General features: G+C 36.5%; 27 protein-coding genes. 4 read left to right on the top strand and 23 right to left on the bottom strand.

Annotated features, from left to right (window positions below):
• Positions 1-67: 67 nt before the first annotated feature.
• From AC6CHV_RS04255 to AC6CHV_RS04235, 5 genes are all read right to left on the bottom strand, one after another.
• On the bottom strand, positions 68-346 hold the full coding sequence (locus AC6CHV_RS04255; RefSeq protein ID WP_498078186.1) for a hypothetical protein: 279 nt from the start codon (positions 344-346) through the stop codon (positions 68-70).
• A gap of 130 nt (positions 347-476) precedes the next feature.
• Entirely contained in the window at positions 477-761 is a 285-nt protein-coding gene (locus tag AC6CHV_RS04250; protein ID WP_498078185.1) for a hypothetical protein, read from the bottom strand.
• Between the two features lie 100 nt (positions 762-861).
• Entirely contained in the window at positions 862-1,317 is a 456-nt protein-coding gene (locus tag AC6CHV_RS04245) for a hypothetical protein (RefSeq protein ID WP_498078184.1), read from the bottom strand.
• 273 nt (positions 1,318-1,590) lie between these two features.
• Positions 1,591-1,947, bottom strand: coding sequence for a hypothetical protein (locus tag AC6CHV_RS04240; protein WP_341330200.1), 357 nt, complete (start codon positions 1,945-1,947; stop codon positions 1,591-1,593).
• A gap of 85 nt (positions 1,948-2,032) precedes the next feature.
• Positions 2,033-2,533: a P-loop NTPase family protein gene (locus tag AC6CHV_RS04235; protein WP_498078183.1), complete on the bottom strand. Its 501-nt coding sequence runs from the start codon at positions 2,531-2,533 to the stop codon at positions 2,033-2,035.
• Positions 2,534-2,622: 89 nt separating this feature from the next.
• Between AC6CHV_RS04235 and AC6CHV_RS04230 the strand changes: the two genes are divergently transcribed.
• Complete coding sequence (locus AC6CHV_RS04230; protein WP_498078182.1) at positions 2,623-3,222, top strand: 1-acylglycerol-3-phosphate O-acyltransferase; 600 nt, start codon at positions 2,623-2,625, stop codon at positions 3,220-3,222.
• A gap of 83 nt (positions 3,223-3,305) precedes the next feature.
• Here the strand turns inward: AC6CHV_RS04230 and AC6CHV_RS04225 are convergent, their stop codons facing one another.
• Complete coding sequence (locus tag AC6CHV_RS04225) at positions 3,306-3,866, bottom strand: AAA family ATPase (protein WP_498078181.1); 561 nt, start codon at positions 3,864-3,866, stop codon at positions 3,306-3,308.
• 117 nt (positions 3,867-3,983) lie between these two features.
• On the opposite strand from AC6CHV_RS04225, the gene AC6CHV_RS04220 reads away from it, so the two are divergent.
• Positions 3,984-4,340 carry a YobA family protein gene (locus AC6CHV_RS04220; protein WP_440272789.1) on the top strand — a complete coding sequence of 119 codons (357 nt, stop codon included), beginning with the start codon at positions 3,984-3,986 and terminating at the stop codon, positions 4,338-4,340.
• A 57-nt stretch (positions 4,341-4,397) separates the two neighbouring features.
• Here the strand turns inward: AC6CHV_RS04220 and AC6CHV_RS04215 are convergent, their stop codons facing one another.
• The gene (locus AC6CHV_RS04215; RefSeq protein ID WP_440272788.1) at positions 4,398-5,624 is read right to left on the bottom strand and encodes an MFS transporter; all 1,227 of its coding nucleotides are present in this window, start codon (positions 5,622-5,624) and stop codon (positions 4,398-4,400) included.
• Between the two features lie 138 nt (positions 5,625-5,762).
• Here AC6CHV_RS04215 and AC6CHV_RS04210 point away from each other — a divergent pair, with 138 nt between their 5' ends.
• Positions 5,763-6,239, top strand: a complete 477-nt coding sequence (locus AC6CHV_RS04210; RefSeq protein ID WP_440272787.1) for a glutathione peroxidase — start codon at positions 5,763-5,765, stop codon at positions 6,237-6,239.
• Here AC6CHV_RS04210 and AC6CHV_RS04205 read toward each other — a convergent pair.
• Positions 6,234-6,734: a DNA-deoxyinosine glycosylase gene (locus tag AC6CHV_RS04205; protein WP_440272786.1), complete on the bottom strand. Its 501-nt coding sequence runs from the start codon at positions 6,732-6,734 to the stop codon at positions 6,234-6,236. The genes AC6CHV_RS04210 and AC6CHV_RS04205 overlap by 6 nt on opposite strands.
• 53 nt (positions 6,735-6,787) lie before the next feature.
• On the opposite strand from AC6CHV_RS04205, the gene AC6CHV_RS04200 reads away from it, so the two are divergent.
• Positions 6,788-7,231, top strand: a complete 444-nt coding sequence (locus tag AC6CHV_RS04200; RefSeq protein ID WP_440272785.1) for an SRPBCC family protein — start codon at positions 6,788-6,790, stop codon at positions 7,229-7,231.
• A gap of 29 nt (positions 7,232-7,260) precedes the next feature.
• Here the strand turns inward: AC6CHV_RS04200 and AC6CHV_RS04195 are convergent, their stop codons facing one another.
• The 15 genes from AC6CHV_RS04195 to AC6CHV_RS04125 form a co-directional block, all read right to left on the bottom strand.
• Positions 7,261-7,866, bottom strand: a complete 606-nt coding sequence (locus tag AC6CHV_RS04195) for a hypothetical protein (protein ID WP_440272784.1) — start codon at positions 7,864-7,866, stop codon at positions 7,261-7,263.
• Positions 7,863-8,138 (bottom strand): autorepressor SdpR family transcription factor, encoded by a 276-nt coding sequence (locus AC6CHV_RS04190; protein WP_440272803.1) that lies wholly within the window; start codon positions 8,136-8,138, stop codon positions 7,863-7,865. The genes AC6CHV_RS04195 and AC6CHV_RS04190 overlap by 4 nt, the downstream gene beginning before the upstream one ends.
• Positions 8,139-8,270: 132 nt before the next feature.
• Complete coding sequence (locus AC6CHV_RS04185) at positions 8,271-9,062, bottom strand: MBL fold metallo-hydrolase (RefSeq protein ID WP_440272783.1); 792 nt, start codon at positions 9,060-9,062, stop codon at positions 8,271-8,273.
• 44 nt (positions 9,063-9,106) lie between these two features.
• On the bottom strand, positions 9,107-9,295 hold the full coding sequence (locus AC6CHV_RS04180) for a PspC domain-containing protein (protein ID WP_440272782.1): 189 nt from the start codon (positions 9,293-9,295) through the stop codon (positions 9,107-9,109).
• A gap of 53 nt (positions 9,296-9,348) precedes the next feature.
• A complete protein-coding gene (locus tag AC6CHV_RS04175; RefSeq protein ID WP_440272781.1) occupies positions 9,349-9,540 on the bottom strand; it encodes a hypothetical protein in 192 nt (63 codons plus the stop codon).
• Positions 9,541-9,573: 33 nt separating this feature from the next.
• On the bottom strand, positions 9,574-10,080 hold the full coding sequence (locus tag AC6CHV_RS04170; RefSeq protein ID WP_440272780.1) for a hypothetical protein: 507 nt from the start codon (positions 10,078-10,080) through the stop codon (positions 9,574-9,576).
• 21 nt (positions 10,081-10,101) lie between these two features.
• Positions 10,102-10,542, bottom strand: a complete 441-nt coding sequence (locus AC6CHV_RS04165) for a hypothetical protein (protein ID WP_440272779.1) — start codon at positions 10,540-10,542, stop codon at positions 10,102-10,104.
• A gap of 433 nt (positions 10,543-10,975) precedes the next feature.
• Positions 10,976-11,203, bottom strand: a complete 228-nt coding sequence (locus AC6CHV_RS04160) for a hypothetical protein (protein ID WP_440272778.1) — start codon at positions 11,201-11,203, stop codon at positions 10,976-10,978.
• A 54-nt stretch (positions 11,204-11,257) separates the two neighbouring features.
• The gene (locus tag AC6CHV_RS04155; protein ID WP_440272777.1) at positions 11,258-11,794 is read right to left on the bottom strand and encodes a histidine phosphatase family protein; all 537 of its coding nucleotides are present in this window, start codon (positions 11,792-11,794) and stop codon (positions 11,258-11,260) included.
• A gap of 171 nt (positions 11,795-11,965) precedes the next feature.
• Positions 11,966-12,463, bottom strand: coding sequence for a GNAT family N-acetyltransferase (locus AC6CHV_RS04150; protein ID WP_440272776.1), 498 nt, complete (start codon positions 12,461-12,463; stop codon positions 11,966-11,968).
• Between the two features lie 39 nt (positions 12,464-12,502).
• On the bottom strand, positions 12,503-12,913 hold the full coding sequence (locus AC6CHV_RS04145; RefSeq protein WP_440272775.1) for a GNAT family N-acetyltransferase: 411 nt from the start codon (positions 12,911-12,913) through the stop codon (positions 12,503-12,505).
• Between the two features lie 29 nt (positions 12,914-12,942).
• Complete coding sequence (locus AC6CHV_RS04140; RefSeq protein WP_440272774.1) at positions 12,943-13,368, bottom strand: hypothetical protein; 426 nt, start codon at positions 13,366-13,368, stop codon at positions 12,943-12,945.
• Complete coding sequence (locus tag AC6CHV_RS04135; RefSeq protein ID WP_440272773.1) at positions 13,365-14,174, bottom strand: DUF817 domain-containing protein; 810 nt, start codon at positions 14,172-14,174, stop codon at positions 13,365-13,367. Before AC6CHV_RS04135 ends, AC6CHV_RS04140 begins: the two co-directional genes overlap by 4 nt.
• Positions 14,175-14,407: 233 nt before the next feature.
• Positions 14,408-14,926, bottom strand: coding sequence for a DUF4352 domain-containing protein (locus AC6CHV_RS04130; RefSeq protein ID WP_440272772.1), 519 nt, complete (start codon positions 14,924-14,926; stop codon positions 14,408-14,410).
• Positions 14,927-15,102: 176 nt separating this feature from the next.
• Complete coding sequence (locus AC6CHV_RS04125) at positions 15,103-15,318, bottom strand: hypothetical protein (protein ID WP_440272771.1); 216 nt, start codon at positions 15,316-15,318, stop codon at positions 15,103-15,105.
• Positions 15,319-15,482: the final 164 nt, after the last annotated feature.

Here is a 15,482-nt window from a genome sequence, read left to right as displayed (position 1 = left end):
ATCGTTAATTTACTTACTTTATAATTGAATACGAAAAGTGCATTCCTTTTTTAATAAACGCTACTCATTAGTTCAATAACTTTTTATATAAAAATATAAAAATCCCACAGATAACGGTTACACCGATAAATGTTAATAAGTAAATAAAAGGAGATATAGCCTTACCAAAAACAACCTCATTTTTAAGTGTCTCACCTTTATCCCAAGCACTTACAATATCTGGGTTGTAGTTTCTAGTTTTTATATAACCTACTACCATTTGACCAACGATATAGACTAAGTGAATGACAACTGAACTGATAACTGCTTGAAGAACTGTTTTTATTTTGGTCACCCTTTCTACCATAATATCTAAAATCGTTATTCCATTAACCTGCTTGCTAGCAATTTAGCGACTATTCGCAAATCGCTACCCGTTGCTATACATTAAGACTTACAGATTAATTGCATATTATATAAATGATGTGACACATTCTTTATTTCTTACCTTTTCGTTCTAAGTGTATAGGTGCTATATTTAGTATGATAGAAACAATTGTCAAAAACCATAATGCCTTTTCCATACCAGGTACTACATCGTCTAAAGCTGCCCAATCTTTCACCTCTACCCAATCCGAAACAAGACTGTATTCTGCACAAAGTGTTAATGCTGTAAATGATAAACCCATCGCCATAGCAAGCTTATAATCCTTTCCAGCTGTATACATATAAAGATTTATAAAAGTAACAACGATTGCAATAACCCCGAATATTACCCACATAACTATACCTCCATTGATTTCTTATTGAACAAATCTGCCTGTTAGTACTAAAAGAAAAAGCTGCCCTCGGGACAGCTTTGATCTTCAACTCTTGCACCCTTTAGTTAAAAAACATTAGACCAACTAATGTACCAAGTCCTGTTTCCCAAAAGAATAAAAATAGTAACATAATGAAAAACCAAGAAATTCGCCATATCTGGTTGGGACGTGCAAATTGAACAAAATAAAAAATTCCCCAAAATACAAATGAAACCCCAGTTGCAAACAACGTATAAGGTTCTGCTCCTCCGCTAAATTCAGCCCCAAATAAGGCTATTGTGTTAAACGCCAGTAACATAAACAAAACGATAAAGTTATTTGTATGAAACGCCTTTTTACTCAAGTTTCCTAAAAACAAGATTGACGCCATTATTACTAATAAACCTATAAATATGAAAGGCATTGCGAGAGCAGTAAATGTTCCACCGTCATCTTTTATCATCAGCACAATGCCAAATGCAGCTACCCCGATACCAATAAAAGTCAGTTTTTTTCCTATTTTAGACAATTTATTCATTTCAGACCACCTACCTTGTAATTATTACGCTCTAAAGGAAAAAGGTTTCTAAACTGAGTCGCTATTAAGAATAGTGATACTATATACAATGATTAAATCCTTCTTCACTAACCTGCCCTGGTAGTTAAAGATCCAACAAAGAAGGGCACTCTCCTTGAAACACCCACACCCGTTTAGGCACTGCTATTAAAAATGAGTTCGATCACCAAGCAGTTGAAGAAATACAAAATACGTACCACAAACACAAAAGCCAGGAAACTTGACCTGGCTTTTTTATTTTGAACGTCCCATCAATTTCATTAGTAGTTTTTTAGGCAATTCATAATGAGCTATTAATATAAGCAAATATAAATCAAATAACCAAATATTTGAGCTTATGTCGTAATCCTCTTTATTTATTTTCTTTTCGAATTCATTCATCACACCTATTAAAAAAGCACAAACAAGAAAATATAGATATTGTGTTAACGCATAAACCCACTCTTCTTGAGTTTCCCCTATTGCAGCAATCCCTGAAAATACAGTTACTACGAAGAACCATATACTTAAAAATATAGAAATAGTTAAAATAATAAATCGAACAAATCCAAAAATATATAAGGCGAGCGTTTTTATTTTCATCACCACCATTATGTAAATATCCTTTGGAAAAGGCCTACTGTTTCACCACTAAAACGAACTACTTACTTTTTTTAGGGTGTTTTTTTATTACTCTCTACAATTTACTCATAAAATCATGAATTTCCTTTTTCCCTCGTAGGATGACCACAGTTTTATCCTTTGCTAATCGGTTAAGCCTTTTCTGCATTTTATGTATTCTTGGTTTATAGGTCGTCCAGATGAATTTGATAAACTTCCAATCTAACTTTTCGGTGCAGCCAAGGTCTGAGCGTTTTTTTCCAATGTGTGTTAAATAGCGTTTGAGGACACGGTATAAGCACATATATCTTGGTAGTTCGAGATAAATAATGGTATCGGCTTGCTCTGCACGAAGGTCGAAGGTTTTGCTATAATTGCCGTCGATAATCCAGGTATCTTTCGTTAGAATCTCCTCCTGAGATTGTCTGAATTCCTCAAGTGTAGCCTCCACCCATCCTGGTTTCCAAAAGTAGCTGTCTAAATGGAACACGTCAATTCCAGTTTTATTACCTAATTGTTGAGCAAATGTAGATTTTCCAACGCCAGCAGATATTCCGATTACCATGATTTTTTCCATGCAGATCCTCGCTTTTTTGGTATTTTCGACCCATTCTTTCATGCTATAATCTTACTAGTTTAGAAGTTTTTTATGAAGGGGTAAGTTACGTGTATCATTTTATTGCAAATTTAGTAAAAGGCATCCTTACAACTACAGGTGGAATTAAGGTTTTTAACAAGGAACAGTTGCCAAAGGACGGTGCTTATGTTGTTGCCTGTACGCATACAGGTTATATTGATATTTTGTGGCTTGGTGTTTCCCTACTCCCTCGACAAATACACTATATGGCAAAAAAGGAATTGTTCAAAAACAAATTTATTGGTGGCTTTTTAACAAAGTTAAACGCCTTTCCAGTAGATCGTGATAACCCTGGTCCAAGTGTGTTAAAAATTCCATCTAGATTACTCTCAAAAGGGGAAATCGTAGGAATTTTCCCAAGTGGAACTCGTACGAATGAGCAGTCTACGCTTAAACAAGGAGCGATTACGATTGCACAGCGCAGCAAGGTACCAGTCGTTCCCGCTGTGTATATTGGGCCAAATACGATTGGTGAATTAATCAAGTTTAAAAAGGCAAGGCTTATTTTTGGTGAACCCATGTATATTGCCTCTCCAGATATGGACGCAAAGCAAGCACGTGAGCATTTCACACATGAATTGGAAAGAAGATTGGAATTGCTTCGAGATGAATTAAATAAGAATAACTGATTTGGAAAACGCTTTGGCAAATGTGAACTGCAATCTTCCTATTTGAAGATCATGCAGTTTCACACACAAATGCCAAGCGTTTTTTATAATTGAAATCTTTCTTTGATCATTTTGGCTACTTCTATAGCGCTTAGGTTTGTATTGTCAATTTTGATGTAGTTTTTAAATGTGATTTCACCATCAAATGAATTCAAGCGATGTTTTTCCATTGTCTTTTTCATGTCATTTTCTGACCATTCGATATCGCGTTTTTTAGGTTTATGTTCGAGGCGATTCGGTGTTTTATTCCGTTTGAATCTCTCTTCCACGTCGGCTTCAAGTTCAACATAATAAACCGTTGCCCCTCTTGATTCAAAAAGCTCAGATAAATTTTTCACATACTCCCAATCTGACTCCATATCGAACATCCAAACATACGTAAAAATCATGCCATCTAGATCGCTCTTTGACACTTCTTCAAAAATCTCCTGACGAAACAATTTTACTAACCGTTTTCCCTGTTTTGTACTATAATCAAAAAAATGACTGACTAAATCGATTGTCATGTGATTGTGAAACAGCTTTAAATCCGTTATTTTCGCTAGTTCCTGTCCTACCGTCATTTTCCCAACTGCTTGAGGTCCAAATAAGTGAACAAATTTCATCTCCCTGCCCCTTTGCTTTTCAAATATTTTAACATATTTTTACAAAGTTTCACGTACTATTTATCCAGTTCGTAACCTTTTCACATGAATTTTCGCCAAATAAGATGAGGTGAGAATATGAGACGAATTGTTTTACTTTTTAGCTTTTTCACTTTGTTGCTTGCAAGTTGTGGAACAGGCGGGCAATCGGGCAATAGTGCCGAAACAACCATTACTGGCTACATTCTTGGGATCGGGGAGCGAATCCTAGTCAATGAACACATTACTGGAGCCGAATTTGAGACAAAAACAGATCAAGAAATTTATGACGAGTACTATTATTCAAGTATTTTTTTCAACGTTAGTTCTATTGACAAGTCAGTTGTATCTAAGCTCGAGGTTGGGCAAAAAGTAAAAATTGTGGTGGATGGCGGGATTGCGGAGTCTGCCCCAGCTCAGGCAAAAGCTAGTAAAGTTGAGATTGTTGATGAGTGAATGCTGCGACTTTTAGGGTCGCAGCATTTTTCATGATTTGAGCTTATGTATACATATCTATCCTGCCTTATCCTCTGAAAAGTACACTTTTTTCGTCGGTTGAGAAACAAGGATGATCACAAAAACGGCAAGCACCACGCTAACAATAGACAATGTAACAATCGTGTATCGTAACTGCAGGAGGTCGCCCATGATTCCAATAAATAATAGGAAAACAACAGAAACTGCACTTTGCAGCACACTTACAATACTTGTGACACGACCCATGATTTCCACTGGTACATTGTTTTGATAAAAGGTGGTAAAGCCTGTATTTGAAAAGGCAAAAAAGAAGCCTAATATAATAAAACCAGTGGCTGCCATCGTAAAGGATGTGGACAGGGAGTAGATGAAATAGCCTGCTGCAAGCATAAAGAGTCCTGTTCCGATCAGGGCGCGAATCGATAGAAATCGTGAAATAAAAATCACCAATAATCCTCCAGCCGCATAGCCAATCCCTGTTACACTCATTAGTAAGCTATACTCCACTTCAGTTAGACCAATTACCCGTTGTGTAAAAACAACTTCCTGCGAATCCATAGCCATCGTAAAAATATCAAATATAACAAAGCTGGAATAAATGATCATCACAAATAATGCCTCTTTTCCAAAGCGAATAACCACTTTCCAATCTTCTAGTAAGTTCTTCATTTGAAATTTTTCCGTTATGTCATTTTGATTCCTATCAATATTCGGTAAAAATGCGATGAGTATAGCAGAAATGACAAAGGAAATGGCATTACTATAGATGGCGATTTCAAGACTCCCCACGATGAGGAGCACACCTGCAATCGCAGGTCCTGTGATAAATGCACCTGAAGAAACCAAGCTTCTAATCGAATTAAACGTCTTCCGCTGTTCCTTCGGGATGAGGGCAGTCATATAAGTAGTTGATGTAGGATTAAAAAAAGATTTAGCAACACTGATTACAAATAATAAGGCATAAATCATCCAAATACTTGGAAGTAATGGGATGATGGCAACCGCAACAGCTCGGACGATATCTGTGATGATCATGATCTTCTTTTTATTGGAGCGGTCAATAATGCTTCCTGACCATCCATTTACGAGGATTGACGTAATTGGACCGACAACCCAAAGAGCAGCAACTGCTGCGGCTGATCCGGTCATTTTTAAAACAAGTAGATTAATAGCTACAAGATAAATAAAATCCCCCAAAGAGGATAATCCTAACCCAGTTAATAGCATCGCTGGGAACTTCCACTCTTTCAACGACTGGTTCATTCTACACCCTCATTTTTTCAAAAAATTCTCTCTCCACTGAATCTTACATGAAAATCTGTATGAAAAGAAGTCCAAACTTGAATCCAAATCTAACATCATTTACGATTGGGATAAGTCGTACTTTAGGGAGTGGTAATAATGGCAAGTGTGTATGATTTTGAAGTAACCATGCCAAATGGTGAAAGAAAAGCGCTGAAGGAATATGAAGGAAAACCACTAATTATCGTCAACACAGCAAGTAAATGTGGATTTACACCCCAGTTTAAGGGGTTGCAGGAGCTTTATGATAAATATCAAGAAGATGGTTTAGTTGTTCTCGGGTTCCCGTCTGCACAGTTTGGAAATCAAGAGTTTGAAAATGTTGATGAAACAACTTCATTTTGCGAAATAAATTATGGCGTAAAATTCCCGATGTTTGCAAAAATTGATGTAAATGGTGAGAAAGCCGACCCATTGTTTGAATACCTAAAAGAACAACAAAAAGGTGTTTTATCAAAAGCGATCAAATGGAATTTCACCAAGTTTTTAGTAGACCGTAATGGCCAAGTTGTGGGCCGCTATGCCCCACAAACTGAGCCTGAAAAAATGGAGGAAGACCTAAAAAAAGTGTTATAAATACTCTTTAATCTTTTTCCACTCTTGGAGCTTGCCTTCAAGAGTTTTATTGTATTTTCCGGGAACGGGGCTTGTGGAAGGTAGTTTAATCACCTCATGATTTGGAAAGCGATTAAGCCCAATGTATTTTTGATAGCTTTTATAGGCTTTTGTGCCATTACAAACGATTAGGCGAAGGGTTGGGTTACATTTAACAAAAGACTCAATTTCGTTCGGTTCTTCATTTTTAATATTTGAATCCAAACTTCCTTCACGTTGGCAGCTATATAGCACGTCCCAAAGGGCAATGTTTTTGTCTTTTATAAATGCAATCTTATCCTCGTATTCTTCCTGCTCGAGACTATCAAAAAGCTGGAACATGATTTTCCAAAAATGATTTCGTTTGTTCCCGTAATATTCTTGTTTCCGAAGTGACTCTACACTTGGCATCGAACCAAGGATTAATACTTTTGGGTCTTCTCCAACTACAGGATCTAGTCCAAAAATTCTCTCCACAAATATCACCTTTTCTGCTATGTTTAATCTAATAAAAATGACGAGGTATTCCTATGAAACAATCAATTGTTATCGAAGCACCCATTACAGACGTATTTGACTGTATTGCGAAGGCCCATTTGCGTGAAAAATGGTTTCCGAATGTGACGTCTATCCATTATTCTAACCTCAAGCACGAATCTCATCCTGGTGCGAGCTTTCAGCTTACAGCCGTGGAAGAAAAAGAACAGGTTACATTACAGGGGAGAAATAAGCAAGTTACCCGCCCATCGTTCTTCGCTTTTGAACTTGAATCACAAACCTATAAGATGACTTTTTCGTATCGTTTACAGCACCATGCCAATCATACCATTATCGAGCAAGAGTTTGAAACAACGTATTTCCGACCTGTTATGAATATGATTGATAAGCTATTTAAAAGTTCAGCCAAACAATCTGGTGAGTTTGTTCTTAACAGTTTAAAAGGTTTCTGTGAAGCTAGGGTAAGACCTGAATAGGTATTCCCTAGCTTTTATTCTTGCGAAGCTTAACATTTATTCAAATGAGTTTTATAGGCTCTAAATGAAAGTAAGATGGAAATCAATAATGTACAAAAAAGGACCGTTAGGAACCCACTTAGTATGAGGTGCTCTGGAAGTAATGCACAAAATAACATCACTAATCCTCCTATAATCAAAGGAATAGAAAAAGGACGTAAGACAATGTTCCAAACTTGGTGAGTTGATTTAGATAGCACTGAGGATGTTGGCATTTCTAGTTGAAATCTCGGAAGTGTATTTGCTGTGGTGATAAGGACAACCCCTACGCTTAAAGGGACTAATAGGATTAGATTAATGTCAAAACCGGATACAGATAATATTAAACCTATATGGAGAATGGTTAATAGTAGTGATAAGGCCAAAAATATATTTTCAAGTCCTTTTTTAAATCGTAGGTAGGAATCAGGTGATTTAATCAGTTTGGGAAGTATAAACAAGTTGCTGTTAACAATGACCATGGCTAATGGGATGCTAAACAATATGACTTCCTGAGGACCATATATTGTATTTTCTACGGAAGTGGTAGCCAATATAAAAATACTGATCCCAAATGAAAACAGGGTTAAAATACTTATAAAAACTTTATTGATCATATATTCTCCTCCTTTTTATTTGAATGGAACTGTATAATCCATTTCAATACTTCTTGAAAAACAGTTGAATTTAATGAATAGTAAACATACTGCCCCCTTTTTATCGCAAATACTAATTCAGCATTTTTCAATACAGATAAGTGCTGTGAAATACCTGCTTTACTCATTTCAAAATGTTCAGCAATCTCACCAGCCGTCAAATCTCCTTTTCTCAAAAGGTCTAAGATCTTTCTTCTATTCTCATCAGATAAAGCTTTAAATAAATCATTGATGGCCACTTATACGACCTCCATCATCGGTATTTAAGTAATTACTTAATTACTTAAATTATATCCAAAAGGAATTAATTGTCAATAGAAACAATACTCCCTTAACAATTAAATTTTTTTATGTAGAATATCTGCCTAAGATTTTTTATTACCACCGATAATTGAAGTAATAATATGCAAAGTATCCCACTCACCCTCTGATACAAACGTAATTGGGTATCTTCTTTGGAAAATCTTTTGATTAATTTCTTCTATGGAAAGCCCAATTTCATATAGATTTTTTACTTCGCCGCAAAGATTTTCAAGGTAGTCAAGCTTTTGTTGCATCCGTTTTTGTCCATCTTGTATGTAGCCGGCATGACAGCAAAACATTGGACCGAAGTCATGGGTAAGAACCTTCCGAATTGAGTCCAAGATTTGAGGGATAGATTCAGACCTCATTATTACCTTTGTTTTTGGTGATACAAACAAATCGCCTGTGAACAAAATTCCAGTTTCTTTATTCAATAAAGCAATATGGTCCTCAGCATGGCCTGGTGTATGTAATACTTTCCACTCTTTTTTCCGAGACTGTATTGTATCTGATATCGGAAGTGGTCTGAATGGCTTTCGTTTGCCCCAAATAATTTGGCGATATTGTGGATATGGGGCAAATTGCAAGCAAGTGTCGACACCGAGAGGCGATATATAAATCGGAACATTAAGGTTTTCCTGTATCCACGGAGCTGTACCTGTGTGATCTTCATGACTATGTGTTAATGCAACAAGATCAAATGATGCTTCTTTTAAAAAAGGAATAATTTGAGTTTCATAGCTTTTAGCTCCAGTATCAACTAACATTCCATCCGTTACGAATAAAAAGAGGTTTGGCATATTCGGAACCTCTAATTCAACACAAGTAACATTTTCTCTATCGTATACTTCCATTTGGTTCACACTCCCTATTTAATCACCTCTAACGTATTTCTTTATTAATAAAGAGACCGTGGACTATCAGACATCGTATTTGCAAGAATGATATAGATTAGTATGTTCGCAGGTGGTAAAAGAATAAAGATTAGTCTAACAGCAAAAGAGGATATGCCAAAAAATTCAGCAATACCTCCACAAACACCAGTTATAGACCTATCTTTTGCAGATTTTCTTAGTTTCTGGTTCAAGTAAACTCCCCCTATTAGAAGAATGGCACCTCATCTTACTTTAGATCCGCCAATTAGTGTAAATATTTGAAACTTAAACCTATGTAAATTAATATCGAGAAGACCGCAAATCCTAAAAAAAATAACCCTTTACTGAGTTTTGACCAATCTTTCATCCAACCCCATCTCTTCTTATCCGTATCAAACCAAAAGTAATCTGCCACAATGGCAAATAAAATAATAAAAAGTGCAATAAAAGGACTCATTATGAAACCTCCATTTACCCACATATTTTACTACTAATAAACGATGTGATCTCCACCATCCCTAATGAAATCCATAATCCATATGATTCCCATGAAAAGGATCCAGATTAGAAATGGAATGATTAGGCTTTTTAAACCATGGCTCCAAGTGTATCTGTTCTTCTTTTTGCCTAAAATACGGTCTGTTACAAAAAACAAGATGGCAGCAACTAGACTTATCCATTGGAGAACGAAACCAAATAAGAAATGAAATACTGCTGACAGATATGGTTCCATTCGTTTTAACCTATTTTTCGTAATGAGTCCTGAAAGGAAGTCGCTAATGACAGAAGTTACCGTTCCGTAAACGAGGATGACTGGAAAGCTGTACATGAGGTAGAATGGTACTGTTGCTGAAAAACTCCACATATATTCTTTTATCGAGTTGATTTCACTCCCAAATGAACCTGGAAAAAATAAGCCAAACAAGATTGCGAAAAGGGAACTTGAGATAGATGCGGTTAGTAGCTTTCTAGGTAATACAGTTTTGATATAAGTCAAAATTGGAACACTACTAGTAAATCAGCTTTGTTTTGATTTTAACACATTAATCCCCACCAATAGAACCATCCCTATTCCTAAGATAACCCAAAAATAGGAGCTTGTGAGGAGATTCTTGATATGAGGTGCAGCATCGTGGACATAGACCGCTATTACATACAGCCCTTCTTCAGTTTCAACTGCAATTGCTTCGGTGATTGGGACACCTTGTATCTTATAATAGCGTGTACCGATTTCATAATAGTTTGATGCATTTCCATAATAGTCCCCACTATACCCATCAGCCTCGGTTTCCACTTTACCTATCGCTTTTCCAAGTTCAGTTTGTTTGAGTAGCAACTCTTCTTTTACCTCGTATACTTTTCCATCATGAACGACAAAGAAATACGCCCAGCTAAGAGCGTGAGCAGAGATTGAATGCATCAATAAAACTAGGATTGTTATACAAAGGGCTTTTTTCATTTATTTTCTCCTCATGTCAAAATCCCTAAATAATACAAAACAAAATACATTCCAAAACACAAGATCGAGCCAACTAGAAATGGACTAATTTTTAATGTCATTTTCTCGTGCTGTGGTTTGTAGCTTCCCAAAAACATATCGAAAATGGCCTTTTGACTATTTTTCGAAAAGATATCACCCGTGGAACTCATTAAAAATGCAAAAATGATGAAAATGCAGGAACCAATAAACATTGTGTTTACGAGGTTTATATCCAAAAACAGAGATATACCGAAAAGCAGGATTAATTCCAGCACCGATACCAATAACACAAAAATCATATATCTCTTCAAGAAACCCACTCCCTTCTCTATATCTTACGTTTTATATTTACAGAAGTTTCAGTTTATTTACACAAAAATAAACGCTGACCTGCCATTGGGTCAACGCTCAATTAGTGCTTAGCCTTTGCTTTTTTTAGTTCTTCTACAATATATCTTGTGCCAAGGAGGGTACAAAGAATAACCGTAAAAATCAGGGTTATTAATAATGCGTGTGTTTGTAGATGATAGGACGATTCAACAGATGAATAGCCAATATTGGACATGACCGGAGCTATAATAAACATGCTGATAAAGAACAGGGCAATCGTTACCGAAAGCGCGAGTCCAAGTGTTTTCATGGGAATTCCCCTTTCACTTTTACTCTATAACTTTTTGAGAAATAACGTTACAGTTTATTCCCAAAGTCGCTTGAAAGTGATTTGATTTTCTCCAGTTAAGAGATATACATCCGGATTGCTAAGTGCTGCCCATTGCTCGAATCCAAAGTTTTTATTGTAATGATTTAATAGCAGTGACAATAGACCACCATGTGTCACTATAATTGTATTCTCAGCATCACTTTTCAAAACTTCATCAACAACCTCAATGATTCGGCTTACTGCTTCTCGACTCGATTCGCCACCTTCATATTTCAGATCAAAGTTCACATATGTATCTCTTAATTTATCATACCAATCTGGCATATTCCTTGCGCTTAAAACACGTTCTGATAATTGATGATTCATTTCGATAACAAGATCACGTTCACCTGCCAGTGCTTGAATTGTTTGGATGGCACGTTTGAACGGACTCGAAATGATTCGATCTACTTTTCGTTTTTCAAAAAAAGCAGCTAAATTAATGGCTTGTTGTTTGCCCTTTTCTGTTAGAGGCGCTTCAGGTTCCTGGCCCTCAGCCTCACAATGCCTGATCATATATATGTTTTTCATATGGTCCTCCTTTTAGAAACCGGATCTTTTTCTCCCCTGAGCGCATTCACTTACCATCTGTATGTTGCCAAGTCTCAATCGTGAAAGATTTTATTAGCATTTTTCCTTTTTATGTTAAGTTCCACAAAAAAGATGTGATTCCTGCTTGGATTATCACACCTTCTCTTCCTTCTATAAAAGCTTAGACATATAGTATTCATCCACAAACTCACCATCAATAAAAAGGGAATGTCTCTTCGTTCCTTCGATTTCAAAACCCATTTTTTGATATAATGCTAATCCCGCTACATTTCGAGTCACAACGGTTAATTCCAAACGATGGATTTGGTGCGCTAATGCCCACTTTTCAAGTTCTTCAAACAGGTTTGTGCCTACACCTTTACCTCTAGAATCCTTCAAGATACCGACAACAATATACACGGAATGCTTGTTTCTCCTGGCATTACCACCAATCGCCATTAGAAAACCGATTAATTGGCTTTTTTCTTCGGCAACAAGAATTGTAGAATTACCATTGGCACCAATTCTCTCAATCATTTTTCGTTGCTGGTCGGGATTTGCCTTCCTTTCCCCCGCCTCCCAAAGCATAAATTCAGAAGTCATTTCAACTTGTTGTGTAAGATACCCAAAATTCTCTGCATCTGAAGGTATAATTTCTCTTACAAGCATCTGCTCTCCTCCCCCGTACTTCAACGTTTCTATATTGAATTACCAATATTTCTCCATAATCACATAGGCTTTGCCACCTTTTTCAAAGCTAACATTGTTTTCTTGCAAACCAAATTTTTTATAAAAATCCATTTTGTTTTTTCTGGCATTACACCATATTCTTTTCAGCTCATGATTCTTTGCTTCCTTTAACACGTAGTCCAACAACGTACTTCCGTAGCCCTTGCCTTGTTCCTTTTGAAGTGTAGCAAACTTTCGAAATTGGGCTTCCTCATTCTTTATAAAAAGAGAAACAACTGATTTCAGCGTGTTACCTTCAAAAAGTCCAAAATGAATTCCTGCATCATCATCTTCTAATTTTATATAGTCAAAGTCTTTATCTGGCCACATCACTTTGTGCCGTACTTCCCAAGCTTGTTCTTTATTGATCCTTGTAATAGTTGTTGCCATATCCTCACCCTCATCAATTATCCTTACACTTATTTTAACCTTTTTAGTTCAGCGTCGCTTATTGATCCACCTGTTAATTCAAATATGATTTCCTTATTACTCTCCAAGTCTAATGTTACTTTTTTGTTTATCGGTATTCTATCACCATTATCCTCTATGTGGTTGTCCGTTAAAATAAAAACGTCCATTTCACCTTCACCCTCTAAAGTAAAATCTTCTTCTAGGAATTCAAACAAAAGTTCATCTCCTTTTTTTATTTTGGATCCGTCCGCATACACCGCCCCTTGTGTATGGTTACGTATATCTATTTCCAGACCATACATTTCAAAATCTGCATTGTTTTTTACTTTAATAATCATATTACTTTCATTTGGCACAATTGGAGTACCAGAATTTTCTGCACAGGCTGATAATAAAATAAGAAGAAAAAACAGTATCGACACTCGCATTTTCATTTTACCATCTCCTTTTTATAAAAATGACTAGTAGTAATCCTAGTGGAATTTTTCCCTTTAACCTGCTTCAACGTTGCTACGATAAGAAAGCTCACTATGACTAATAGAACCCATGAACTCACCTTACCTAAGTGAACGAGACTCCAGGCTTTGGTTTGGTTGGGATATTCCCAAGCTCCAAAGAATGTTGCAATATTTTCAGCTATCCAAATAAAAAATCCGATTAACATAAAAGAAAGGGCAATTGGCATCCGGTAATGTGTTCCATTAATCTCATATGTGACCCAGGATTTCCAAAAAACAACCATAACAAGCACCGCTAAGTACCAACGGACGTCAATCCAAAAATGATGTGTGAAAAAGTTCAAATAAATCGCAGCTGCAAGGGCGACCACTAACCAAAATGGTGGCCACTTTACAAGGTCCACATTAAGCCTGCGCCATGCCTGACAAAGATAACTCGCCACACTTGCATACATGAATCCGCTATATAATGGCACACCGAAAATTTTGAAATACCCTTCCTCTGGATAGGACCATGAGCCCATATGTGTCTTGAAAAGTTCAAGAGCCAGCCCGATAAGGTGAAACAATGTGATCACCTTTAGTTCATCCCGTGTTTCTAGGCCTGAGCGTACCATCCACCACTGCATCACAACACAGATGATTAGCAGCCAATCATACCGTGGCAAAAAAGGAAGATGTATGATTTTTGTAAGAGCCAAAGAGGCAAAAATAACCACAGGAAACAAACAGGAAAGGGCCTGCTCCCAACCAAAATGAAAAAGCTGTTTCAACGCTCTCATGATCCTAACCTCCAATTTGGGACCAGGAGACTGCCCCTGTGTCCCACCCGACATTGAATTATTCCTTAGTTGATTATATGTTATTATTTATTGTTTTTCAATAAAATATTATTGAAATTTAGATTTAATTTATTGTTTAAGATGATAGTATTAAAAAGTTTTCCTAGTTCACAAAAGAAAAAAGTGGCACCGGAATCTTATTCCAGTACCACTTCAAAAATTTATTGATATTTTTACTGAAAATCCTCTGCTGCTAGGCTCCATTCAAGTTTATTTGGTTCTGCTTTTCCACCCAGCAGAATTTTATATGTTTCCGATTCCCGAGCATCAAATATAATTTCACCAGTTATGGAATCACCTCCAGCAATTTCCCCTGAAATTTGTTTTCCAAAACTGAACTCTTTGCCAGCTGTTACGCTGTTCCAGTTAACGATGTCGTCCACAAAGATTTTAAATGGCAATACTTTTTCTAAATTTGTAGACTCCGATGCTCTACTCGTTATCGTTACATTTGCAACGACATATGTACCCCTTAAAGCCGTCTCACCATCCCCACCTGCTTCTTTCTTGACACTATTTATCGTTACTTCAAAATCCCCACCTTTGGTTGAATAAAGACCAGTTTCACCAATTGTTAAGATACCATCCTCGCTTATCCCGTCCCCACCTGTTTCTGAACTTCCACCCCCACCACAAGCGCTGACAAACAATACCAATACCAGCAGTACCGACCAAAGACTAAATTTTTTCATTGTTATTAACCCCCTTTTTCTGTATTTTAAAATTTACCAATTTTCAGAATTATTATACCAAAAGTCTTGTATAAATTAAAGAGTTTACAGGACAATATTATAAAAATTACGATTGGGCTTGCATTCATATAAGCGAATAAGTATGTTACTAAACTTGTTTTTTTATTTTGGTTGCACTAAAATAATTTTCTCACAAATACGGCTATTAGTACGATGATCCCCGCTCCCAAGACAGGGACAGAAAACAAAAGGAATGTATGCCAAGGACTCTTTGGATATTTCCATTCCTTTTCAAATGAGGACCATCCACCTGTAAGAAAAAGGTCCCAAAATAAATCACTCTTTCTTTTTGAATGATTTGTGGTGGATTGAGAGTCATTGTCTTTATTCATATAATTAACCTCCTAGGCATTTTGGGGCATATTTTGTTGCTCAGGCGGCTACTTCCTACAACCCTATATTTCTTAGTTATTCTTTACTCTCAATCTCCTATTTGATAGATTTTGGGTTCGGGTTCGGGTTCGGACACTAACTTGCTTTTTTGCTCCACCCTTGT

The sequence above is a fragment of the Ferdinandcohnia sp. GQ5 genome, assembly GCF_059759275.1.
This window is presented reverse-complemented; position numbering and strand designations above follow the sequence as displayed.